The following is a 22,581-nucleotide window of genomic DNA, read 5'->3' as shown; positions in this document are numbered from 1 at the left end:
CACCCATATTGCCGCCATGGAAAAGCTGACTTTGACCGATGCGGAGTGGCGCGCGCGCCTTTCGCCCGAACGCTATCATGTGCTGCGCGAAGGCGGCACCGAGCGCGCCTTTACCGGCAATCTCAACGCCAACAAGGTCGATGGCCGCTATTATTGTGCGGGCTGCGGCACCGAATTGTTCGATGCCGAGGAAAAATATGACAGCGGTTCCGGCTGGCCCAGTTTCACCGCGCCAGTGGATATCGACGCGGTCGAGGAAATCCGCGATGTCAGCCATGGCATGGTCCGCACCGAGGTCCGCTGCGCCAAGTGCGGCGGGCATCTGGGCCATGTCTTCCCCGATGGTCCGGGCGTCAACGGCCTACGCTATTGCATGAACAGCGCCTCGCTCGACTTCAAACCGCGCCAGGACGACTAACCGTTCATCCCGTGTAAAGCGGCTTTCGTCATGGAGACGATCACGGCAATTTTCCCGGCAAAGCGTCTGAATCACGCTGGCCGGGGCCGGGATTAGCGCGTATCCGGGGCAGCACAGATGGCAGGATCAGGCAAGAGCAAGGGCGCGCCCAGCCGCGCGAAGACATGGGCGCTGCGCACGGTGAAGATCGGCGTGGCGGCGGCGGTGGCGGGCCTGCTGGCGATCGTGATCGCGGTCGTCATCGCGCTCCAGTCGCTGCCCGATTATGGCAGCCTCAAATCCTCCCCCAATGGCCAGATGATCCGCGTCCATGCCGCCGATGGCAGCGTGATCGTGTCGCTGGGGCCGAGCTTTGGCCGCTGGCTCGACTATGACCAGATCCCGCAGGTCATGATCGACGCGATGGTGTCGACCGAAGACAAGCGCTTCTATCATCATCCCGGCGTCGATCCGGTCGGCATGGCACGCGCGGCCTGGGTCGCGGTCGAAAATCGCGGCACCGGCCGCCGTCTGCAGGGCGCATCGACCATCACCCAGCAAGTGACGCGCAACATCTTCCTCAACAACAGCTATAGTTTCGGCCGCAAGATCCGCGAGATGGTGCTGGCCCTGGCGCTGGAGCGCAAATTCTCCAAGCGGCAGATACTCGAACTGTACCTCAACAAAGTCTATTTCGGCGGCGGCGCCTACGGCATCGATGCGGCCAGCCGCAAATTTTTCGGCCATCCCGCCACGACGCTCGACCTGCCAGAAGCGGCGATCGTCGCAGGGCTGGTGAAGGCTCCGTCCAGCTATTCCCCCACCGCCGATGCCGAAGCTGCCATCGGCCGGGCTGGCGTGGTGCTGGACCTGATGGTGCAGAATGGCGTCATCAGCGCGGCGGACAAGGCGGCGGCCGACATTGCCAATGTCGCGCTCGCGCCCGAACCGCCGCAGAACAGCGTGCGCTATTTCACCGACTGGGCGTTGCCGCAACTCGATGTGCTGATCGACGAGTCCAACGAACCGCTGGAAGTCTACACCACCATCGACCTCAGCATGCAAAATGCGGCGACGGCGGCGGTTAAGGCCAATGTGCCGTCGGGTACGCAGGGCGCGCTGGTCAGCCTGGACCGCGATGGCGCGGTGCGGGCGCTGGTCGGCGGCCTTGATTATGTCACGTCCAACTATAACCGCGCGACCACAGCGACGCGGCAGCCGGGATCGGCGTGGAAGATCTTCGTCTATATGGCCACGCTGGAGGCGGGCTATACGCCTGACACCGGCGTCACGGACGAGCCGGTGGACATCAACGGCTGGAAGCCGCGCAACAGTTCCGGGCGCTTTTCGGGCGACATCGATATTCGCACCGCCTTCGCCTATTCGATCAACACGGTCGCGGCGAAGCTGGGTGTCGAGGTCGGCTTCCCGACCGTCGCCGACATGGCCCGCCGCTTTGGCGTGACGACGCCGATCAACACCCATCCCTCGATGGTGCTGGGCACGTCGGACGTCCGCCTGATCGACATGACCCGCGCCTTCGCGTCGATCGCGCGCAAGGGCATTGCCGTCACCCCCTATGGCATTACCAAGGTGACGACGGCGGACGGCCGCCTGCTCTACGAGCATCAGGACGATACCAGCCGCGTGCTGGTTGCGCCTTGGGTCGCGGCGGGCATGACCGACCTGATGCAGACCGCCGTATCCACCGGCACCGGCAAGGCCGCGCAGATCGGCCGCCCCGTAGCAGGCAAGACCGGCACGACCAGCAGCAACAAGGATGGCTGGTTCCTGGGCTTTTCCAGCGGCATCACGACCGGCGTATGGATGGGTCGCGACGATGCGCGCGCCGTGGGCGTGTTGCAGGGCGGCCGTGCCCCCGCCCGCGCCTTTGCCGATTATATGAAGGTCGCCGTCGCCAAACGCCCCGTGGAACAGTTCGAAACCGAAGTCACCTTGCCCGAATGGCAGTTGGAGCCGGACGAGGAAGCCTATTATGGCACGCCTGATGGGGAGGCCGAAGGCGGCATGATGGTCGATGAAAATGGATTCCCGATCGAACGCTCCCGTCCCCCGGCGATGGAAGAAGAGAGTGACGAGCAACAGCTTGAGGTGGACCCGGAGGATCGGCAACAGCCGCCCCAGCAGATCGACCAGCAATGGATCGACAATGTGCTGGGCCGCGACCGTGATCGCCAGCGCCAGCCACCCCCGCGTCCCAACCCTTATCCTTGAGGCGCGCGCCTAAGGGCCGACATCGTTCGCCGCCAACTGCGTCTTGTCGAGCGCCCTTGCATCGGGCAGCAGGAAGTCCACCTTGCCCCGGCCGAAGTCGATCGCGACCCGGTCGAACAGACGCAACGCGCTGATGCCCAGTAGCAGCGCCGGCTTGTCGGCCATGCCCAGTTCCGCAAAGGGGCTGGCATCGACGAACAGCACCGGCACGTCGATCAGGTTGACCCGGCCCATCCGCACCGCCTTGATCCGCCCCACTTCGCCGGTCAGCGTCCCGCCGGTCACGCTGGTCAGCGACGCGGTGAGCAATTCGGGCGCGCGCTTCTTGGCGATCAGCTTGTTGCGCAGCGCCATATTGCCGATGCTGAAATTGGTGCCGGTGTCGAGCATGATGGCGACGCGCATGCCGTTGACGTTGGAATCGAGCAGTATCAACTGACCGCGCTTGCGCCGCGCCTCCACCACGATCGTATCGGGATCGACCCTAGCGCTGCGCCGCGCATTGCTGCTGGCGATGGCCATCTGTCCGCTGCGGAAATTCAGTGTCACCCGCTTGGCATGCAGGCTGTCCAGCCCCAGCAGGCCCGGCGCGCCCAGATGCTCGCCCTCCAGAACCGGCGCTTCGATATCGTCGATCGTGCCGCCCGCAAAGCCAAGTCGCGGCACCGCGACCGTCGTCGCTTCCGACCGGCCGGTCATGCTGATGATGGTGACGTTGGTGCGCGCGGGGAGGGCCAGCCGCTCCGCCAGATCGCGCGCGATCACGGTTCGCTGCGACCCGGTATCGATGATGAAGTTCCACGGCCCTTTGCCGTCGATATGGATGGGGATCGTCACCCGCGCATCGAGCGAGGGGCCGGTGCGGACGACGGCCGGCGGAGTGTCGGGATCGAGCGCGGGGACGTCCTGCGCGGCCAATGGCATCCAGGCTGTCGCCAGCCCGATCGCCAGTCCCGCGAAGCGCACGGCGCAAAGCCCTGCGCGGTGCCGTCTCATGTCCGCATCCTTTCCGCTTATCTTATGCTCCCGCTATAGCATGAATCCGGGTCATCGCGCCAGCGCCACCCTTGGCCCCGAATCGCCGCCGCGCCGCCCTTTCCGCACCCGTCTGGCGCACTCCCGCCTTGACTTGGCGGGCCGCGCCTCGCTAAATGCGCGCACGATCGACCTTGCCTGTTCGCGGCAAGCGTCTGGCAGCGTCCTGCTCGCCTGTTTCTCGCCGTTTCCGGCGCCTGTCTCCCTCTCGTCATCGGACCGACTCGCAATGCATCTCAAGGACCTTAAGAAAACAGCGCCCGCCGACCTCGTGCAGCTTGCCGAGGAACTGGGCGTCGAGGGTGCGTCGACCCTGCGCAAACAGGATCTGATGTTCGCGATCCTCAAGGCCGAGGCGGAAAATGGCGAGCAGATCATGGGTGAAGGCACGATCGAAGTGCTGCCCGATGGCTTCGGCTTCCTGCGCAGCCCGGAAGCCAACTTCCTGGCCGGTCCCGACGATATCTATGTTTCCCCCAACCAGGTGCGCCGCTTCGGCCTGCGCACCGGCGACACGGTGGACGGCGAAATCCGCGCGCCCAAGGATGGCGAGCGCTATTTCGCGCTGGTGAAGCTTAACACCGTCAATTTCGACGATCCCGATGTGGTCCGTCATCGCGTCAATTTCGACAATCTGACGCCGCTCTATCCCGAATCCAAGCTGACGCTCGATCCGGGCGATCCGACCCAGAAGGACAAGTCGGCGCGCGTCATCGATATCGTCTCGCCCCAGGGCAAGGGCCAGCGCACGCTGATCGTCGCGCCACCGCGCGTCGGCAAGACGGTGATGTTGCAGAATATCGCCAAGGCCATCACCGACAATCATCCCGAAGTCTTCCTGATCGTCCTGCTGATCGACGAACGCCCGGAAGAAGTCACCGACATGCAGCGCAGCGTGAAGGGCGAGGTCGTTTCCTCCACCTTCGACGAGCCTGCCACCCGCCACGTCCAGGTCGCCGAAATGGTGATCGAAAAGGCCAAGCGCCTCGTCGAGCATAAGAAGGATGTCGTCATCCTGCTCGATTCCATCACCCGCCTCGGTCGCGCTTACAACACCGTCGTCCCGTCTTCGGGCAAGGTGCTGACCGGCGGTGTGGACGCCAATGCGCTGCAGCGGCCCAAGCGCTTCTTCGGTGCCGCGCGCAATATCGAAGAGGGCGGCTCGCTCTCCATCATCGCCACCGCGCTGATCGACACTGGCAGCCGCATGGACGAAGTCATCTTCGAAGAATTCAAGGGCACCGGCAACTCGGAAATCGTGCTGGATCGCAAGGTCGCGGACAAGCGCATCTTCCCGGCGCTCGACGTCGGCAAGTCCGGCACCCGCAAGGAAGAGCTGTTGGTCGATAAGGGCACGCTCAGCAAGATGTGGGTGCTGCGCCGCATCCTGATGCAGATGGGCACGATCGACGCGATGGAGTTCCTGCTCGACAAGATGAAGGATTCGAAGACCAACGAGAATTTCTTCGATTCGATGAACCAGTGACGGCGTGAAGGGGACTAGACGGACATGACCGACATTTGGGGCCATATTGTCACGGATTTTGCCGGGCTGTTTTCCGGCAGTGGATCGGCTTGGCTGGCTTTTGGCCAGGTGATCCTGATCGACATCGTGCTGGCGGGCGACAATGCGATCGTCATCGGCGCACTGGCGGCGGGCCTGCCCGCCGATCAGCGCAAGAAGGTGATCCTGATCGGGATCATCGCCGCGCTGGTGCTGCGCATCGGCTTTGCGCTGGTGGTGACGCAGTTGCTGCAGCTGATCGGCCTGGTGTTTGCGGGCGGCGTCTTGCTGTTCTGGGTTGCCTGGAAAATGTATCGCGAAATCGGCCATGGCGGCGAAAGCGCCGGGTCGCCGGAAATCGAAGGCGACGAACATTCTGGCATGAAGCCCGCCAAGAGCTTCGCCGCCGCCGCTTGGGCGGTCGCCGTGGCTGACGTGTCGATGAGCCTCGACAATGTGCTGGCCGTCGCTGGTGCGGCGCGCGATCATCCGGGCATCCTGATGGTCGGGCTGGTGATTGCCGTCGGCCTGATGGGTATCGCTGCCAACATCATCGCCAAATATATCGAGCGCTATCGCTGGATCGCCTGGGTTGGCCTGTTGGTCATCCTCTATGTCGCCAGCACGATGATCTATACCGGCATCACTGATCAGGAAGTCGGGCTGCTGCAACTGTTCCGCTAAGCCGCTGATCCGACGTAAAAAGGGGGGCGAAACCATCATGGTTTCGCCCCCCTTTTTTGTGTCTGCTATCCGCCCCAATCAGGGTAGCAGGATCGTCGCGCCGGTCGTCTGCCGTGCCTCCAGTGCCCGGTGCGCCTCTGGTGCATCGGCAAGCGCGAAGCGCTGACCGATCACCGCGCGCACCACGCCGCGCTGCATCCGGTCGAACAGCCGGTCGGCCGTATGCGCCAGCGCCTGCGCCGTTGCGACATAGTCGAAAAGCGTCGGCCGCGTGACATAGAGCGACCCGCCCTTGCTCAGGTCCAGCAGGCTGATCGGCGGCACTGCGCCTGACGCATTGCCATAGCTTACCATCAACCCACGGCGCTTAAGGCTGGCCAGCGAAGCCGCCCAACTATCCTTGCCGACACCGTCATAGACGACATCGACGCCCTGGTCGCCGGTCAGGTCGCGAGCGGCCGCGGCCAGATCGGCGAAGGGACCATGGAGGCTATGGTCGGCATCGACCAGCGCGGCCTTCTCCGCCGACCCGCAATGGGCGATGACCACGATGCCCTTGTCCCGCAGCCACGGCACCAGGACTGACCCGACCCCGCCCGCCGCTGCATGGACCAGCGCTACCTGCCCGGCCGCCAGATCGACCGTGTCTTCGGCAAGATAGCAGGCGGTCATGCCCTTGAGCATCATCGCCGCAGCATCCTCGCTCGACACGCCATCGGGGATCTTCACTGCGCGCTCGGCCGCGACGATGCGGTGGCTGGCATAGGCGCCCAGTCCATGCGCGCAGCCCACCTTGTCGCCGACGGCAAAACCCGACACGCCCGGCCCGACCGCAACGACATGCCCTGCCCCCTCCGACCCCAAGGGGGTAGGGAGGGGGGCAGGGTAGAGGCCGGTGCGATAATAGGTGTCGATGAAGTTCAGCCCGATCGCCTTCTGCGCGATCAGCAATTCGCCGTCACCCGGCACGCCCGGATCGAAATCCTCGCGCGCGATGACCTCCGGCCCGCCATGGCTGCGGGCCACCATCCGCCAGGCATCGACCATCAGGCGAGATGCTCGGCGAAGAAATCGGCGGTGCGCTGGTCGGCCAGCTCAGCCGCTTCCTCGTCGCGTCGGCTGCCCATCTCGGCGGCGAACCCATGGTCCAGCCCGTCATAGTCATGCAGGACAATATGGCGGTTCGGCTCCAGCCCGTCATGCATCGCCTTCTGCGCATCCGGCAGGACGAAATGATCGGCGGTCGGAATGTGGAGCATGACGGGCTTCCCGATCGCCTTCGCTTCGCCCAGCAAGCCGTCGATCCCGACGCCATAATAGGACACAAACGCATCGCCATCGGTACGGCACGCCGCCATGAACGCCAGCCGCCCGCCAAGGCAATAGCCGACCAGCCCAACCTTGCCGCCATTCACCGTCGCACGCGCCGCCTTGATCGTCGCTTCGATATCACGAATAGCCTGATCCTGATTGAGCTTCTGCATATGGCCAAGCGCGGCCTGGAATTCCTCCGGCACGTCGGCATCCAGTTCGACATGCGGCGTCTCGCGCCAGAACAGGTCGGGGGCATAAGCGACATAGCCTGCCTTGGCCCAATTGTCGCATTTGCGGCGGATGCCTTCGTTCACGCCGAAAATTTCCTGGATGACGATGATCGCCGCCTTGGCCTCGTCGCCTTCTGGTCGTGCCACATAAGCGTCGAACCGGGCACCGCCCTCCAGCGTCTCGATCGGGGTAAAGCCTGTCATGTCGCATTCCTCTTTGCGGTTGGGCCATAGGGGCTCGCCCGCATATTGGCGCATCGGTAGGCGCGCAACCATCGACCGACGCAAAAAATTTGCCACCATGTGCCTGTTTGCGGCATGACGGGGGACAGACGATAGAAGAACCAGAAGGGCCAGGATTATGAAGGTAACGGTCGATGTGGATTGCAGCCCAGCCGAGGCGCGCGCCTTTCTCGGCCTGCCCGACGTGACGCCCATCCACGACAAATATATCCGCACCGTCCTCGACAGTTTCGAAGGGGTCGGCAACGTCGAACAGATGGAAACCCTGTTCAAGAGTTTCTCGCCGATGGGCGATGCGGGCGTGCGCCTGTTCCAGCAAATGATGAATATCGGTCTGTCCGGCATGGGCGGGACGGGCGACAAGAAATAGGATCGTCGCCACGCCGATGACTGACACGATTTTCGCCCTGTCCAGCGGCGCGCCGCCCGCAGGGATTGCGGTGGTACGGGTCAGCGGGCCACGTGCCCGCGCGGCGCTGGAAAGCCTCGCCCAGCGTGTCCCGCCACCGCGTCAGGCCAGCCTCGCCTTGCTTACCGACCCGCAGGATGGCGCGCCCCTAGATCGCGCGCTCATCCTCTGGTTCCCTGGCCCCGGCACGGTGACCGGCGAGAATCTGGTCGAACTCCATTGCCATGGCGGCCGCGCTGTCGTCGCGGCGGTGGAGGCGGCGTTGGCCGCAATGCCAGGACTGCGCCGGGCGCAAGCGGGCGAGTTCACCCGCCGGGCCTTTCTCAATGGCCGGATGGACCTCAATGCGGTCGAGGGCCTGTCGGACTTGCTCGCCGCCGAGACCCAGCAGCAACGCCGTGCTGCGTTGATGATGGCCGAGGGACATTTTTCCCGCCGGGTCGAAGGCTGGCGGCGCGATCTGCTCGACCTGTCGGCCATGGCCGAGGCCGCGCTCGATTTCTCCGACGAGGATGATGTGCCCGATGCTGCGATCGAGCAGCGGATCGGTGTGGGCATCGCGGCGCTTGCGGAAGACATTGGCACCGCATTGGCCGCGCCGTCGGCTGAGCGGTTGCGCGACGGCATCCGCGTCGTACTGGCGGGGCCACCCAATGCAGGCAAGTCGACCCTGCTCAATGCGCTGGTCGGGCGCGACGCCGCAATCGTGTCCGACATTGCCGGAACGACGCGCGACCGCATCGAAGTGCCTGCGGCAATCGGCGGCACCGCCTTCCTCTTCACCGACACCGCCGGTCTGCACGAGGGGACTGGGGACGCGATCGAGGCGATCGGCATGGATCGCGCGCGTGCGGCGCTCGACGCAGCGGACATCATCCTATGGCTGGGCGATGCGGCTGACCTGCCGCGCGCTGATGCGCTGTTGATCGCCGCCCAATGCGATCGCGATCCGACCCGACCCGGCCTGCAATTGTCCGCGCGAACAGGGGAGGGGATGGACAGCCTCGTCACCACCCTGCTGGATCGCGCCGCGCAACTCTTGCCGGGCGAGGGCGATTATGCCCTCCACGCCCGCCAGCGTGCGCGGGTCGGCGAATTGCTCGCCCATGTCGACGCCGCACGGCGCAGCGATGACCTGCTCGTCATCGCCGAAGAGCTGCGGCAGGCCCGCCGCGCGATCGATGCGCTCACCGGACAGGCGGGGACCGAGGACATGCTCGACCGTCTCTTTTCGGGCTTCTGCATCGGCAAATAGCGCGATGTTCCACGTGGAACGCTTTTGACCGCGATGGCCTGCATCTGCTACAGGCCACCCATGCAAACTCGCTATGATGTGATTGTGGTCGGCGGCGGCCATGCCGGGTGCGAAGCGGCGGCGGCCGCTGCGCGCAAAGGCGCGCGCGTCGCGCTGCTGACGTTCGACCGTACTACCGTGGGCGCCATGTCCTGCAACCCGGCGATCGGCGGGTTGGGCAAGGGCCATCTCGTGCGCGAAGTCGATGCGCTGGATGGCCTGATCGGCCGCGCCGCAGACCAGGCCGCGATCCACTATCGGATGCTCAACAGCAGCAAGGGCGCCGCGGTCCAGGGGCCGCGCATCCAGGCCGACCGCAAACGCTATCGCGCCGCCATTCACCAGATGCTTGATGCGCAAGAACGTCTGACAATCGTAGAGGGCGAGGCGGCTGCACTGCTTCTGCAAGATGGTGCGATCGCCGGCCTGTCCCTCGCCGATGGGCGCGTGCTGGAGGCCGCGTCAGTGGTGCTGGCGACCGGCACCTTCCTCGGTGGCAAGCTGTTCCGCGGCGATGAACGCGAAACCGGCGGTCGCGTCGGCGAGCGGGCCGCGACCAGCCTGGGCGTCCAGTTGCGCGATCTCGCTCTTCCCCTCGGTCGCCTCAAGACCGGCACGCCACCCCGCATCGATGGCCGCACGATCGATTGGGCGCAGTTGGAAGCACAGCCATCGGACAGTGACGGCTGGACCATGTCGCCTTTGTCCAACGGTCGCCCGCTGCCCCAACTCGCCTGCGCCATTACCCGCACCAATGCGCGCACCCATCAGATCATCCGCGATGGCCTCGGCCGATCGCCCTTGTTCAGCGGCGCGATCGAAGGGCGGGGGCCGCGCTACTGCCCCTCGATCGAAGATAAGATTCAGCGCTTCGGAGACCGCGACGGGCATCAGATTTTTCTGGAACCTGAAGGGCTGGACGATCCGCTCGTCTATCCCAATGGCATCAGCACCTCGCTGCCCACCGATGTTCAGGTCGCTATGATCCGGTCAATGGTCGGCCTGGAGCAGGCCGACATCGTCGTGCCCGGCTACGCCGTCGAATATGACCATATCGATCCGCGCGCGCTCGACGCCACATTGGAAGTCCGCGCCGTCCCCGGCCTGTTCTGCGCCGGGCAGATAAACGGCACCACCGGCTATGAGGAGGCGGCCGCCCAGGGCTTGATCGCGGGCGTCAACGCCGCCGCCCGCGCACGCAGCGAAGCGGCCATGATCCTCGACCGGGCCAGCAGCTATATCGGCGTCATGATCGATGACCTCACCTTACAGGGCGTGACCGAACCCTATCGCATGTTGACCGCGCGCGCCGAATATCGCCTGCGTCTGCGCGCCGACAATGCGGAGACGCGCCTCGGCGCGATCGGCATCGCGCATGGCATCATCGGCCCCGTCCGCTATGCGCGTTTGGCCGAGCGCGATGCCCTGCGCGCCGATATAGAGGCCGAACTCACGCAACCCATCGGTGCCACCACCATGGCCCGCGCGGGCGCGTCGGTGCGGCAGGATGGCATACGCCGCAGCCTGTTCGAATGGGCGCGCTTCCCCGAAGTCGATCGGGCCTTGATCCTGTCGCTCGCCCCCCGCCTCGCCGCGGCACCCGCCGACCTGCGCGCGGAGATATTGGAGGATGCCCATTACGCCCCCTATCTCCACCGCCAGGATGCGGAGATCGCCGACCTGCGACGCAACGAGCGCGTCTTCATCCCCGCCGATTTCGACTTTGCCAGCATCGGGGGCCTCTCGACCGAGATGATCGAACGGCTCGATGTCGCGCGTCCCGATACGCTCGCCGCAGCAGGCCGCATCCGGGGCGTTACCCCTGCGGCCCTCGCCGCCATTCTCGTGCATGTCCGCAAGGTTGCAGCATGACGGAGGATGAAGCCCGCGCCTGGCTGACGGGCCAATTCGATGTTTCACGTGAAACAATGGCGCGTCTGGAACGCTTCGTTGCGATCCTGCTGGATGCGATGGGCGAACAGAATCTCATCGCCGAATCGACCCGCCCCCATGTCTGGGCGCGGCATATCGTGGACTCTGCGCAGCTCCTCACCCGCGCCCAATCGGCGGGGGAGGGCGCATGGATCGACCTCGGATCGGGAGCCGGGTTGCCCGGTATCGTCGTCGCCTGCCTGTCCGACCGACCCATGTTGATGGTCGAATCCCGGCGCAAGCGCATCGATTTTCTGAACGAAGCCATCGCCGCATTGGACCTGCCCAACGCCACGGTCTTCGGCGGCCGGGTCGAGATGGTGCCGCCTTGCGCCGCCGCCGTCATCAGCGCGCGCGCTTATGCACCACTCCCGCGCCTGCTCGAATCCGCCGCGCATCTTTCCGACAAAAATACGCTATGGGTGCTGCCTAAGGGACGAAATGCGCAGAATGAACTGGAGGCGACGCGCCCATCATGGCAGGGTGTGTTTCACGTGGAACCGAGCGTGACGGACGCCGATAGCGCCATCATCGTCGCGCACGCGGTCAAACCCGTCGCCAGAAGGAAAGGTCGCGCATGATCTGTATCGCTATCGCCAATCAGAAGGGCGGCGTGGGTAAGACCACGACGGCGATCAACCTCGCTACCGGTCTCGCCGCCACTGGCCTGCGCGTGCTGCTGCTCGATCTCGATCCGCAGGGCAACGCCTCAACCGGCCTCGGCGTTGGCCAGTCCGAACGTACCCGGTCAAGCTATGACCTGCTCGTCGGCAATTGCGCGTTGGAGGACACGATCGTCACGACGCGCGTGCCCAAGCTCGACCTCGTCCCCGCGACGCAGGATCTGTCGGGCTGCGAGATCGAACTGATCGAATATGAGCAGCGCACCCATCGGCTCGAACGGGTGCTGGCCGAAGCGCCTCCGGGCCGCTGGGACATCTGCCTGATCGATTGCCCGCCGTCGCTTGGCCTGTTGACGATCAACGCGATGGTCGCCGCGCAATCCTTGCTCGTCCCGCTACAATGCGAATTTTTCGCGCTCGAAGGGCTGTCGCAACTGCTCCAGACGGTCGAGCGCATCCGCGGCCGCTTCAATCCCGGCCTGTCGATCATGGGCGTCGCGCTCACCATGTATGATCGGCGCAACCGGCTGACCGATCAGGTTGCCGATGATGTGCGCGCCTGCCTCGGCGATCTGGTCTTCACCACCGTCATCCCGCGCAATGTGCGCCTGTCCGAAGCGCCCAGCCACGGCGTCCCGGCCTTGATTTACGACTTCCGCTGTTCAGGATCGGAAGCCTATATGCGGCTCGCGCGCGAATTGATCGCGCGCCTGCCCCGACAGGAGGTTGCCGCTTGAGCGACGAAACGACCGACAAGCCCAAAGTTGTGAAGCGGCCGCACGGCCTGGGGCGCGGCTTGTCCGCGCTGCTCGGCGACGTTGCGCGCGAAGAGCCGGTTGCGCCCGCCGCTTCGCCGTCCAGCAAGGCGGTGCAGAACATTGAAGTGTCGCTCATTCAGCCGCATCCTGAACAGCCGCGTCGCCATTTCGACGAAGGCGCGTTGCAGGAGCTGGCCGACAGCATCGCCAAGCGCGGCGTGATCCAGCCGATCATTGTCCGCCCGCATGGCGGCGGCTTTCAGATCGTCGCGGGCGAACGTCGCTGGCGCGCGGCGCAAAGGGCGCAGCTCCACCGCATCCCCGCCATCGTCCGCGATTTTGACGAGCAGGAAACGCTCGAAATCGCGCTGATCGAAAATATCCAGCGCGAGGATCTCAACCCGATCGAAGAGGCCGAAGCCTATCGCAAACTGATCGGCGACTTTCAGCATACGCAGGACGCCCTGGGCCGCATCGTCGGCAAATCGCGCAGCCACATCGCCAACCTCATGCGCCTGCTCGACCTGCCCGCTTCGGTGCAGCAGCAGGTGATGGAGCAGAAGATCAGCATGGGCCATGCCCGCGCGCTGATCGGTGTGCCTGATTGCGAAACGCTGGCGCGGCGGGTGGAAGAAAAGGGCTTGTCGGTCCGCGATACCGAACAACTGGTCCGCCGCATGAAGACCGGCGACGACACGCCCGCCGCGCGTCGCACCGGTGCCGCCGCCGAACCAGACGCGGACATCGCCTCGCTGGAACAGCATCTGGCCGACATATTGGGCTTAAAGGTCGATATCCAGCACGAAGGCAATGGCGGCGGCACGCTGACCCTGCGCTATTCGACCCTCGATCAGTTGGACATGCTGTGCCAGCGTCTGTCGGGCGAACGGATTTAAGCAGGCAGGACGCGAAAAACCGGGCCACGCCGCTGGCCTTTTCCCGGCCGTCTCCCTAGCTTGGGGGGATGGCCGACATGCACGCTTCCCCCGCTTCTCCTTCCGTCATTCGTCGCGCGGATTATCGCCCGCCCGACTGGCTGGTGCCCGATATCGCGCTGGATTTCGACCTCGATCCCGCATGCACCCGCGTCCGCGCGACGCTCATGGTCACGCGCAACGGCGGTCATGATCGGCCCCTGCGGCTCGACGGCGATGGCTTGATCCCGCTGGAGGTCCGCATCGACGGCGAACTCGCCACGCCCGATCTATGGCATATGGAAGCAGGCTCCTTGTCCGTGGCGCTGTCCGGTTCGGCGCACAGTGTCGAAACGCTGGTCGAACTGGCCCCGGAAGCCAACAGCAAATTGATGGGCCTCTACGCCAGCGGGGGTCTGCTTTGCACCCAATGCGAGGCGGAGGGCTTTCGCCGCATCACCTTCTTCCCCGATCGCCCGGACATCCTGTCGCGCTATGACGTGACCCTGCGCGCGGACAAGGCGCGCTTTCCCATATTGCTCTCCAACGGCGATCCGGTGGAGCAGGGCGAGGGTGACGCTGGACAACATTGGGCACGATGGGTCGATCCCTTCCCCAAGCCCTGTTATCTGTTCGCGCTGGTCGCCGCAGACCTTGCCTGCAACGTCGACAGCTTCGTGACGATGAGCGGCCGGGAAGTGCAATTGGGCATCTGGGTGCGTGAGGCGGACCTGCCACGCACTGGCCATGCCATGCAGGCGCTCAAAAACTCCATGGCATGGGACGAGCGCGTCTACGGCCGCGAATATGATCTCGATGTGTTCAACATCGTCGCCGTGGCCGATTTCAACTTCGGCGCAATGGAGAATAAAGGCCTCAACATCTTTAATTCACGCTATATTTTGGCCGATCCCGAAACCGCGACGGATATCGATTATGATGGCGTGGAAGGCGTTGTGGCGCATGAATATTTCCACAACTGGTCGGGCAATCGCGTCACCTGCCGCGACTGGTTCCAGCTCAGTCTCAAGGAAGGCTTCACCGTCTTTCGCGACCAGAATTTCTCGGCCGACATGGGCAGCCATGCGGTCAAGCGGATCGAAGATGTGCGCATCTTGCGCGCCGCCCAATTTCAGGAGGACTCTGGCCCGCTCGCGCATCCCGTGCGGCCCGAATCCTATATGGAAATCAGTAACTTCTACACCGCGACCATTTATAATAAGGGCGCGGAGCTGATCCGCATGATTGCCCTGATGCTGGGGCCGGAACGCTTCCGCGCGGGCGCTGATCTTTATTTCGATCGCCATGACGGCCAAGCCGCCACCTGCGAGGATTTCGTCCTGGCGATGGAAGAGGGCGGGGAGATCGACCTCAGCCAATTCCGTCGCTGGTATGAGCAGGCCGGAACCCCGCACGTCCGCGCCACGCTCGACCATGATCCGGTGACCCGGATGGTGAACCTGCATCTGCACCAGTCGCTCGCCCCCACGCCCGACCAGCCGGACAAGGCCCCAATGGCGATCCCACTGCGCGTCGCCCTGTTCGATCCCGCCACCAGCACCCATCATGGCGATGAACTGCTGCTACTCACCGAGCCGCAGCAAAGCTTCACCTTCCCCGACTTCACGACCGCGCCGATCCTGTCGATCAATCGCGGCTTCTCCGCTCCCGTGATCGTCGACACCAACCGCAGCCAAGACGATCTCGCCTTCCTGTCCGCCCATGATGATGATCCATTCGCCCGCTATGAGGCGATGCAACAGTTGATGGTCAACATATTGGTCGGCCGCATCACCGGTCAGCCCATGGACGACGGCCCTGTGATCGCCGCGTTCCGTCAGGTCATCACCGACCCCATGCTTGATCCCGCCTTCGTCGCCGAAGCCATCCGCCTGCCCAGCGAAGCCTATCTCGGCGATCAGATGGCGCAGGTCGATCCTGACGCGGTCCACGCCGCGCGCGAAGCCTTGCAACAGCGGATCGGCGCGGAACTGGAGGTGGACTGGCGCGCGATCCATGCCCGGACCAAGGCCGCCGAATTTTCCATGTCCGCCGCTGCCAAGGGTACGCGCAAGCTACGCAACAGCGCACTTGGCTATCTGGTCGCCTCCGGCGCGATGGACGGCCCCGCAACCGCCTTCGTCCAGTTCGACCACGCTCATAATATGACCGAGCGGCAAGCAGCCCTCGCCATCCTCGCCAACGGTGATAGCGCCGAACGAGTCGCGGCGCTTGATATCTTCTACAACCGCTATGGGGCCGACGCGCTAACGCTCGACAAATGGTTCCAGACCCAGGCCTTTGCGGTCCATCCCGATACGGTCGATCTGGTCGAGGAACTGGGACGGCACAAGGACTTCACCCTCGCCAATCCCAACCGCGTCCGCGCGCTCTATGGCGCGTTCACCGGCAACCAATGGGCGTTCCACCACAAATCGGGCAAGGGCTACAGGTTGGTGGCGGACTGCATCATTGCGCTGGACCGGCTCAATCCGCAGACGGCCGCCCGCCTCGTGCCGCCACTAGGCCGCTGGAAGCGCTTCGATGCAGCGCGCGGCGCGCTCATGCGGGGCGAACTCGAACGCATATTGGCGCAGCCCGGCCTGTCCAAGGACGTGACCGAGCAGGCCGGGAAAAGTCTGGAATAGAGGAGAGTGCCCCCGTTCGCGCGACGCGAACGGGGCGGCCATCAGTCCTTCATCGCCGCGACCCAGGCTGCGACGTCGCCAGCCACTTTGTTCGCTGCCAGGTTGAGTGGCGTTCCGACCGTCATCGACGTAATCTTCGCGCCCACTGGCTGGCTGGCAGTAAAGCGTTGCCGGGCCAAGGCGACCCCATTGGGCGTGGTCAGCACGGCGTCATAGGTCACCACCGCATTATTCCCCGGCGCATCCAGCCCAAAGGCAATCAACTCGCCCGACAGCCGCTGCCCACCATCACCCGAAAACTGTCCCGAATCGAGCACCACCCGGTCGGTGGTCGCCGAAATCGTCTCGGCCAACAAGCGCCGGAACAGATGGCGCGGCGTATCGGCCCATTGCACATCGGTCACATAGGCGACCGACGTCGGGCTGGTCTGCACCGGGATACGTATCGTATCCAGCATCTTGGGCGCGTCGGGATCGGACACGATCAATGTGCGCCCAGCGCCCGCACGCTGCGCCGTGCCAGCCGGCACCTTCTGCACTGCATCCAGCGTCAGCAACCGCTCAGGCACCTTCCCGCCGATCGAGACGCAGCCCGACAACAGGACGGCGGTGGTCAGCGCCGCAAGGGCACCGGTGGGTTTGGCATGGAACATGGTCCGCATCTCTCTCATCATGGCTTATAGTCCGGCAGCTTGGGCGATCCGACCAGCGAACCCGCACCCTGCTGGTCCAGTTTCTCGGCAACGCCCCGGAAGGCGCGCGACATTTCGCGCAGGTCGCGCACCAGCTGGTTCACTTCCGGCATGGTCTGGGTGCTGAACGCCTCCACGCCCGGCCGCGCCGCGCCGATGGTCTTGTCCAGCGTGTCGATGCTGCGCGTCGCCGACTGCACGCTCTTGCGCAGGTCGGCCATCAGCGGCTTGCCTTCCTCGTTCAGCATCGCGTCGGTCGTCGCGGCCAGCTTGCCGATCTGTTCGACGGCAACGCCGGTGCGCTGCACTGCGATACGCGCTTCGGCCAGGGTCGCGGCGATCTCAGGACTACGGTCGGCCAAGGCGCCAGACACCCGCTCGACATTGGCCAATATGCCCGCGATCGACTGTTGATTCTTGTCGCTCAGCACTTCGGTCAGCCGCTCGGTCAGCGTCGACAGCCGCTCCAGCAATTGCGGCGCGCTGTTGAGCAATTCGCCCAGTGCGCCCGGCTTGGTCGGGATGACGGGCACGCCATCGGGGCATACCGCCTGGGGATTTTCTGCCGGACAGATAATCGGCGGCGCGCCCTTGACCGCACCATCCAGCACTACTTCGCTCACCCCGGTAAAGCCGACGCCCGCAATGCTGGCGGTCGTGCCCTGCAGTACGGGCGTCCCGTCCTTCACCGTAATGCGCACCCGCACGAAGCTTGGATCGCGCTTCCACAGGTCGATCGATTCCACCTGACCGGAGGGAACGCCCGCATAGTTGACGCTCGAACCCTTGGCCAAGCCGCTGACCGACTGTTTGAAGAAGATGTCATATTGCTTGTTCTGCCCGTCGGAAATGCGGGAGAACCAGAAGGCCGCGATAATGATCGCCGCCAGCAGCAGCAGCGTGACCGTGCCCACCAGCACATGGTTGGAGCGGGTTTCCATATCCTATTGCCTTCCGTCCGGCGGGGTCTGAGCCGCCTTGTTCTTTTCCCGCGATACTGCCGCCGTCGCCGCACGGCCACGCGGGCCATTGAAATATTCCTGGATCCACGGATGGTCGAGCGCCAGCAGTTCATCGATCGTGCCGACCGCGATCACCTTCTTATCCGCCAGCACCGCCACCCGATCACAGATCGAATAGAGCGTATCGAGATCATGGGTGATGAGGAAGACGGTAAGACCCAAAGTCTCCTGCAATTTGCGGGTCTGCTCGTCGAACGCCGCCGCGCCGATCGGATCAAGGCCAGCGGTCGGCTCATCGAGGAACAGCAGGTCCGGGTCCAGCGCCAGCGCGCGGGCCAGGCCAGCGCGCTTCTTCATGCCGCCCGACAATTCCGACGGATATTTCGGCCCCGCCTCGGCGGGCAGGCCGGTCATGCGGATCTTGTAGGCCGCAATCTCGTCACGCAATTGCGCCCCGATATTGGGATAATATTCGCGGATCGGCACTTCGATATTTTCCGCCACGGTCAGCGTCGAAAACAGCGCACCGCCCTGGAACAACACGCCCCACCGCTTGCGGATCGCCAGCGCATCATCGTCCAGCCGCCCGACCATCGATTCGCCAAAGACATGGATTTCGCCCTCGTTCGGCGTCTGAAGGCCGATGATCGCGCGCATCAGCACCGACTTGCCGGTGCCCGATCCGCCGACCACGCCCAATATCTCGCCCTTGCGCACATCAAGGTCGAGGCCATCATGGATGACCTGGTCGCCAAAGGCATTACGAATGCCGCGCACCGAAATGGCGATGTCGGACTGTTCGACCGCTTGGGCGAGCCGCTGCTCTTCGGCCTGGCGCTGTTCGTCTTCGGTCATCAGTTCCACCCTACCCAGGTGAAGAACACCGCGAAGAAAGCATCGATGACGATGACGAGGAAGATTGCCTGGACGACGGCGGCGGTGGTGCGCAGCCCCACCTCCTCCGCATTGCCCTTGACCTGCATCCCCTGAAAACAGCCGGAAATGGCGATGATCAGGCCGAACACGGGTGCCTTGATCAGCCCGACCCACAGGTCGGTGATCGGCACGACTTCGCGCAACCGCTGGAAAAAGGTGATGGGCGGAATGTCGAGCGCGATCGCGCACAGGAAAGCGCCACCCAGCACTGACAGGATCGACGCATAAAAGCCAAGCAGCGGCATCATGATGATGACGGCCAGCGTGCGCGGCAGGACGAGCGCTTCCATCGGCGACACGCCGATGGTCCGCATCGCGTCGATTTCCTCGGTCAGCTTCATCGTGCCCAATTGCGCGGCAAAGGCTGAGCCGGAGCGGCCCGCGACCATGATCGCGGTCATCAATACGCCCAACTCACGGAAGGTCAGGCGACCGACCAGGTTGATCGTCAGCATCTCCATGCCGAACTGACGCAACTGCACCGATCCCTGCTGGGCGATGACGATGCCGATCAGGAAGCTCATCAGGCCGATGATGCCCAGCGCGGACACGCCCACGACCTCGAAACGCTGCACCACTGCATTGACGCGGAAGCGGCTGGGGTGGCGGATCAGGCTCCAGGCCGCGACCAGTGTCGCGCCGAAAAAGCCCAGCAGTCCCAACATGGTCGACCCGGCGGTGCTGACCGCCTCGCCGATCTGGCCGACGACGCGGCGCAGGGCCGGAACGCTGTCTGGGTGGATCGAAACCGGATCGTCCAGCGCGCCGACCGTATCGATCAGCCGCTGCGCATCCGGGTGCGCGCCGCTGATCTGACTGCCCAGCCGCTTGGCGGTGCGATGCACCGTCCACGCGCCGATCGTGTCCATATGATCGACGTCGGACAGGTCGATCGTCCCGACCGGACCCTGCACGGCATCCAGCCGGTCGGGCAGGTCATGCAGCGATGCGATCGCCAGCGAACCGGACAGCCGCAGCACGCTGCCGCCGTCGCTTTGTTCTTCGGCCAGTGAAGCGGCTTTATTCATGCGATGGGATTAGTGGTCCAATATCGGTTGCACGGCAAGCCGAAACGGCCCATCCGCAAGTCCGAACGAAGGGCAGCGGCAAAAGTTTCGGATACGGCATGACGCATCGGTTGGCGATTTACGACATGGACCGCACGGTGACGTTCAGCGGCACCTATACCGGCTTCCTCATCCATGTGGCGCGGGCGATGGCCCCGTGGCGGCTGATCCTGCTCCCCTGCGTCGTGCTGCTGATGCTGGCCTATGTCCTCAAGCTGCTGTCGCGCCAGCGTCTCAAGGAACTCAACCAAGCGCTGATGATCGGGTTCCATGTGGAACGCGCCCGGTTGATGCCGCATGTCGAAAGCTATGCCGACAAGGTGCTGGCGACCAACCTGCGCGCCGATGCGGTGGCGCAGATTGCGCGCGACCGCGCCGATGGTTACCGCCTCGTCCTCGCCACCGCCTCCTACCGCCTCTATGTCGAACCGATCGCCCGGCGGTTGGGTTTCGACGCCGTCATTGCGACCGACCATCTCTCGCAGGATCTGCGCTATGTCCGCGCCAAGATTGCCGGCGAAAATTGCTACGACACCGGCAAGTTGCGGATGATCAAGGCCTGGATGGCCGCGCAGGCGATCGACCGGACGCAAACCCACATCCGCGCCTATTCCGACCATGTGTCGGATGCGCCGATGCTGGAATTTGCCGACGTCCCCATCGCCTCCAACCCGCACAAGCCGCTGGCCAAGCTGGCGGCGGTGCGCGGCTGGACGCGGGTCGACTGGAATTAGACATAGACATCGCTTCGTTTCGAGCGAAGTCGAGAAACGCGCGAACCGAACCGATATGTCGGTCTAACGCATCGCCGACCGCGCCAGCGCGTCGCAATCCGCATCGCTGGCGCGCGGCACCTTGTCGCCGCCGATCGCATCGCCGATCATCTTGAGGATGCCCTTGGCCGATCGCGCTTCCTTGGGCACTTGAATATCGGGCGCCTTGATCGTGCCGCGGATCGGCACTGTGCCTTTCAGCCGTAACAGGCTCCCCTGCTTGGGCTGCCCGCTCAGCGTTAGCATCAGCGTCTCGTCCGACAGGCGGATCGTGCCGGTGGCGCGGGTCTGCGCGCGCGACGTGTCGATCAGCACCGGATTGGTCCGCGCGACGCCGCCCTTGACGTCGAACCGCGCAACCATGCAGCGCAGCACCGCCATCTTGTCCTTGTCGAGCGTCAGCCCCTTGCCGACATCCTGCCCCATCAACGCCGCCGTGCGCGCGGGGATCGATCCGTCCTTTGCTACCAGCGCGATCGTGCCCGACGATTGCCCCACCGCCTGGCGGATGGTGCGGCCCGGCCCATTGAGCGCGATGCGCCCGACCAGCCCGCCGTCGATCCGCGTTTCGGGAAAGAAATCGAGCAGCCGCGCCGATCGCAGATCAAGCGCCAGATCGAGTCGCGGCCCGCCGTCACGCTGATCCACTGCCATCCGCCCGCTGAGCACGCCGCGGGTCAGGTCCATCCGCAATGGTTCGACCACCAGCCGACTGCGCTCCAGCGTCAACACGCCCTTGAGCGACCGGAACGGGCTGGACCCCGGCCATAACAGCCGGTCGGCCTGTATCTCCAGCCGCCCATCGGTGCGCGCCATCTTGCGCAGGTCGATCGCGGTGTCGGGGATCAGCCGGTCGCCCAGCCGCGCACGCTTGGCCAATGCCTTGCGTCGGCCTTCATCCGACGACAGGTCGTTGAAATCCAGCTGCGCCGCGCGAATCGCGCCGTCGATCCGGGTACGGCCCTCGCGCTTGCGGACGGTGGCATGGCCCGCAATCGCGGACCGGCCGATCGTGCCTTTGAGCGATTCGATGATCCAGTCCGGCCGCTCGCGCACAACCTGCGCCGTCAGTCGCACGGGCTGGGTGCCGGGCAGGCCCGCCTCGATGATCGCGTCCAGCACCCGCAGGTCGATCGCATGGCCCGTCACCTTGCCGCGCAAATGGCCGATGTCGAGCGGGCCATCCATGGTGCCATCGAACGTCATGCCCACGGCATCGCCTGCAATTTCTGCGCGAAATGGCCAGCGAGTGCTTGGTTTATGACCCAGTATCGGCGCGCCGCTGGCGGTGACCGTGACGGGATAGCCGCGCACATCGCCTTTGCCGGACAGGCGCAGCCCCTTGCCATCGACGGCCAGCGCAGCGTCCATCGACCGCCCGCGCTTGTCATCGCGATAGGCGATGCGGCTGTCGCTGACGGTCAGGCTGCGCAGCGCCGGGCGTCGGCCCTTGCGATCGTCGCCACCGCTCCGCTCGCCGCTCCAGCTTTCGCGCCCATCGGCGGCGCGATAGAAGTTCAGGCGCGCGCGGCGCAGGTCCAGCGTCTCGACCACCGGCCCGCCGGTCAGCAGCGCGAAAACCGAAAAGCCGACCCGCGCCTCGCCGATCCGGGCAAGATCGCCATCGCCCTTCGCCCAATCAGGCTGGGGCACACGCATATCGGTCAGGCGGACGACGGGATGGAAGGACAGGCTGTCCTCGCGCGTCATCGTCCCGATCGTGACGGGCTTGCCGATTCGCGCCGACAATCGTGCCTCGATCCGATCCTTGAACATCCCCCAAGGGAAGGCCGCCAGCAGCAGTGTCGCAACGACCAGCAATGTCACCAGCCCGGCGCCAATGCCTATGGCCCATCGCGCTCCCCGCTTTGCGTTCACCGACACCCCCCAAGTCCCCCATCATTGTGTCGCGCTCAACGCACAACTCGTCT

The 22,581-nt window shown here is 64.7% G+C and carries 20 protein-coding genes; 12 read left to right on the top strand and 8 right to left on the bottom strand.

The window, feature by feature from the left end; genetic code table 11:
* Positions 1 to 16: 16 nt before the first annotated feature.
* Together msrB and ACZ2HM_RS13975 are read left to right on the top strand one after the other, a co-directional pair.
* Complete coding sequence (gene msrB, locus ACZ2HM_RS13980) at positions 17 to 418, top strand: peptide-methionine (R)-S-oxide reductase MsrB (protein ID WP_470426857.1); 402 nt, start codon at positions 17 to 19, stop codon at positions 416 to 418.
* A 117-nt stretch (positions 419 to 535) separates the two neighbouring features.
* Positions 536 to 2,632, top strand: coding sequence for a transglycosylase domain-containing protein (locus ACZ2HM_RS13975; RefSeq protein ID WP_470425483.1), 2,097 nt, complete (start codon positions 536 to 538; stop codon positions 2,630 to 2,632).
* A gap of 9 nt (positions 2,633 to 2,641) precedes the next feature.
* On the opposite strand, the gene ACZ2HM_RS13970 is transcribed toward ACZ2HM_RS13975, so the two are convergent.
* On the bottom strand, positions 2,642 to 3,628 hold the full coding sequence (locus ACZ2HM_RS13970; RefSeq protein ID WP_052027730.1) for a retroviral-like aspartic protease family protein: 987 nt from the start codon (positions 3,626 to 3,628) through the stop codon (positions 2,642 to 2,644).
* A gap of 268 nt (positions 3,629 to 3,896) precedes the next feature.
* On the opposite strand from ACZ2HM_RS13970, the gene rho reads away from it, so the two are divergent.
* Both rho and ACZ2HM_RS13960 read left to right on the top strand, forming a co-directional pair.
* Positions 3,897 to 5,153: a transcription termination factor Rho gene (gene rho, locus ACZ2HM_RS13965; protein WP_037478949.1), complete on the top strand. Its 1,257-nt coding sequence runs from the start codon at positions 3,897 to 3,899 to the stop codon at positions 5,151 to 5,153.
* Between the two features lie 24 nt (positions 5,154 to 5,177).
* Complete coding sequence (locus tag ACZ2HM_RS13960; protein WP_043151875.1) at positions 5,178 to 5,855, top strand: TerC family protein; 678 nt, start codon at positions 5,178 to 5,180, stop codon at positions 5,853 to 5,855.
* Positions 5,856 to 5,933: 78 nt separating this feature from the next.
* On the opposite strand, the gene ACZ2HM_RS13955 is transcribed toward ACZ2HM_RS13960, so the two are convergent.
* Both ACZ2HM_RS13955 and ACZ2HM_RS13950 read right to left on the bottom strand, forming a co-directional pair.
* Complete coding sequence (locus ACZ2HM_RS13955; RefSeq protein ID WP_470425482.1) at positions 5,934 to 6,902, bottom strand: quinone oxidoreductase family protein; 969 nt, start codon at positions 6,900 to 6,902, stop codon at positions 5,934 to 5,936.
* Positions 6,902 to 7,603 (bottom strand): dienelactone hydrolase family protein, encoded by a 702-nt coding sequence (locus ACZ2HM_RS13950; protein ID WP_470425481.1) that lies wholly within the window; start codon positions 7,601 to 7,603, stop codon positions 6,902 to 6,904. The genes ACZ2HM_RS13955 and ACZ2HM_RS13950 overlap by 1 nt, the downstream gene beginning before the upstream one ends.
* Positions 7,604 to 7,760: 157 nt before the next feature.
* On the opposite strand from ACZ2HM_RS13950, the gene ACZ2HM_RS13945 reads away from it, so the two are divergent.
* The 7 genes from ACZ2HM_RS13945 to pepN all read left to right on the top strand — a co-directional run bounded on the left by ACZ2HM_RS13945 (position 7,761) and on the right by pepN (position 16,220).
* Positions 7,761 to 8,012 (top strand): DUF6489 family protein, encoded by a 252-nt coding sequence (locus ACZ2HM_RS13945; RefSeq protein WP_096063315.1) that lies wholly within the window; start codon positions 7,761 to 7,763, stop codon positions 8,010 to 8,012.
* Between the two features lie 16 nt (positions 8,013 to 8,028).
* On the top strand, positions 8,029 to 9,306 hold the full coding sequence (mnmE, locus tag ACZ2HM_RS13940; protein WP_470425480.1) for a tRNA uridine-5-carboxymethylaminomethyl(34) synthesis GTPase MnmE: 1,278 nt from the start codon (positions 8,029 to 8,031) through the stop codon (positions 9,304 to 9,306).
* A gap of 60 nt (positions 9,307 to 9,366) precedes the next feature.
* Positions 9,367 to 11,217: a tRNA uridine-5-carboxymethylaminomethyl(34) synthesis enzyme MnmG gene (gene mnmG / locus ACZ2HM_RS13935; protein ID WP_470425479.1), complete on the top strand. Its 1,851-nt coding sequence runs from the start codon at positions 9,367 to 9,369 to the stop codon at positions 11,215 to 11,217.
* Positions 11,214 to 11,858 carry a 16S rRNA (guanine(527)-N(7))-methyltransferase RsmG gene (gene rsmG, locus ACZ2HM_RS13930; RefSeq protein ID WP_096063312.1) on the top strand — a complete coding sequence of 215 codons (645 nt, stop codon included), beginning with the start codon at positions 11,214 to 11,216 and terminating at the stop codon, positions 11,856 to 11,858. Before mnmG ends, rsmG begins: the two co-directional genes overlap by 4 nt.
* Positions 11,855 to 12,637 (top strand): ParA family protein, encoded by a 783-nt coding sequence (locus tag ACZ2HM_RS13925; protein ID WP_470425478.1) that lies wholly within the window; start codon positions 11,855 to 11,857, stop codon positions 12,635 to 12,637. Before rsmG ends, ACZ2HM_RS13925 begins: the two co-directional genes overlap by 4 nt.
* Complete coding sequence (locus ACZ2HM_RS13920; protein ID WP_470425477.1) at positions 12,634 to 13,554, top strand: ParB/RepB/Spo0J family partition protein; 921 nt, start codon at positions 12,634 to 12,636, stop codon at positions 13,552 to 13,554. The genes ACZ2HM_RS13925 and ACZ2HM_RS13920 overlap by 4 nt, the downstream gene beginning before the upstream one ends.
* A 68-nt stretch (positions 13,555 to 13,622) precedes the next feature.
* Positions 13,623 to 16,220 carry an aminopeptidase N gene (gene pepN / locus ACZ2HM_RS13915; RefSeq protein WP_470425476.1) on the top strand — a complete coding sequence of 866 codons (2,598 nt, stop codon included), beginning with the start codon at positions 13,623 to 13,625 and terminating at the stop codon, positions 16,218 to 16,220.
* A gap of 41 nt (positions 16,221 to 16,261) precedes the next feature.
* On the opposite strand, the gene ACZ2HM_RS13910 is transcribed toward pepN, so the two are convergent.
* From ACZ2HM_RS13910 to ACZ2HM_RS13895, 4 genes are read right to left on the bottom strand one after another with little or no spacing between them, the layout of a single operon-like run.
* Complete coding sequence (locus tag ACZ2HM_RS13910; RefSeq protein ID WP_470426856.1) at positions 16,262 to 16,873, bottom strand: ABC-type transport auxiliary lipoprotein family protein; 612 nt, start codon at positions 16,871 to 16,873, stop codon at positions 16,262 to 16,264.
* A 17-nt stretch (positions 16,874 to 16,890) separates the two neighbouring features.
* The gene (locus ACZ2HM_RS13905) at positions 16,891 to 17,853 is read right to left on the bottom strand and encodes an MlaD family protein (RefSeq protein WP_037473348.1); all 963 of its coding nucleotides are present in this window, start codon (positions 17,851 to 17,853) and stop codon (positions 16,891 to 16,893) included.
* A gap of 3 nt (positions 17,854 to 17,856) precedes the next feature.
* A complete protein-coding gene (locus tag ACZ2HM_RS13900) occupies positions 17,857 to 18,729 on the bottom strand; it encodes an ABC transporter ATP-binding protein (protein WP_037477748.1) in 873 nt (290 codons plus the stop codon).
* Positions 18,729 to 19,838, bottom strand: a complete 1,110-nt coding sequence (locus ACZ2HM_RS13895) for an MlaE family lipid ABC transporter permease subunit (protein WP_037473350.1) — start codon at positions 19,836 to 19,838, stop codon at positions 18,729 to 18,731. The genes ACZ2HM_RS13900 and ACZ2HM_RS13895 overlap by 1 nt, the downstream gene beginning before the upstream one ends.
* Positions 19,839 to 19,936: 98 nt before the next feature.
* On the opposite strand from ACZ2HM_RS13895, the gene ACZ2HM_RS13890 reads away from it, so the two are divergent.
* The gene (locus ACZ2HM_RS13890) at positions 19,937 to 20,611 is read left to right on the top strand and encodes an HAD family hydrolase (protein WP_037473352.1); all 675 of its coding nucleotides are present in this window, start codon (positions 19,937 to 19,939) and stop codon (positions 20,609 to 20,611) included.
* A 63-nt stretch (positions 20,612 to 20,674) separates the two neighbouring features.
* Here the strand turns inward: ACZ2HM_RS13890 and ACZ2HM_RS13885 are convergent, their stop codons facing one another.
* The gene (locus ACZ2HM_RS13885; protein ID WP_470425475.1) at positions 20,675 to 22,477 is read right to left on the bottom strand and encodes an AsmA family protein; all 1,803 of its coding nucleotides are present in this window, start codon (positions 22,475 to 22,477) and stop codon (positions 20,675 to 20,677) included.
* Between the last annotated feature and the right edge of the window lie 104 nt (positions 22,478 to 22,581).

This window comes from Sphingobium sp. KKT206 (assembly GCF_055640555.1).
Note: the sequence above shows the minus strand (reverse complement) of the source record. Positions and strands in the feature narration are given on the sequence as shown.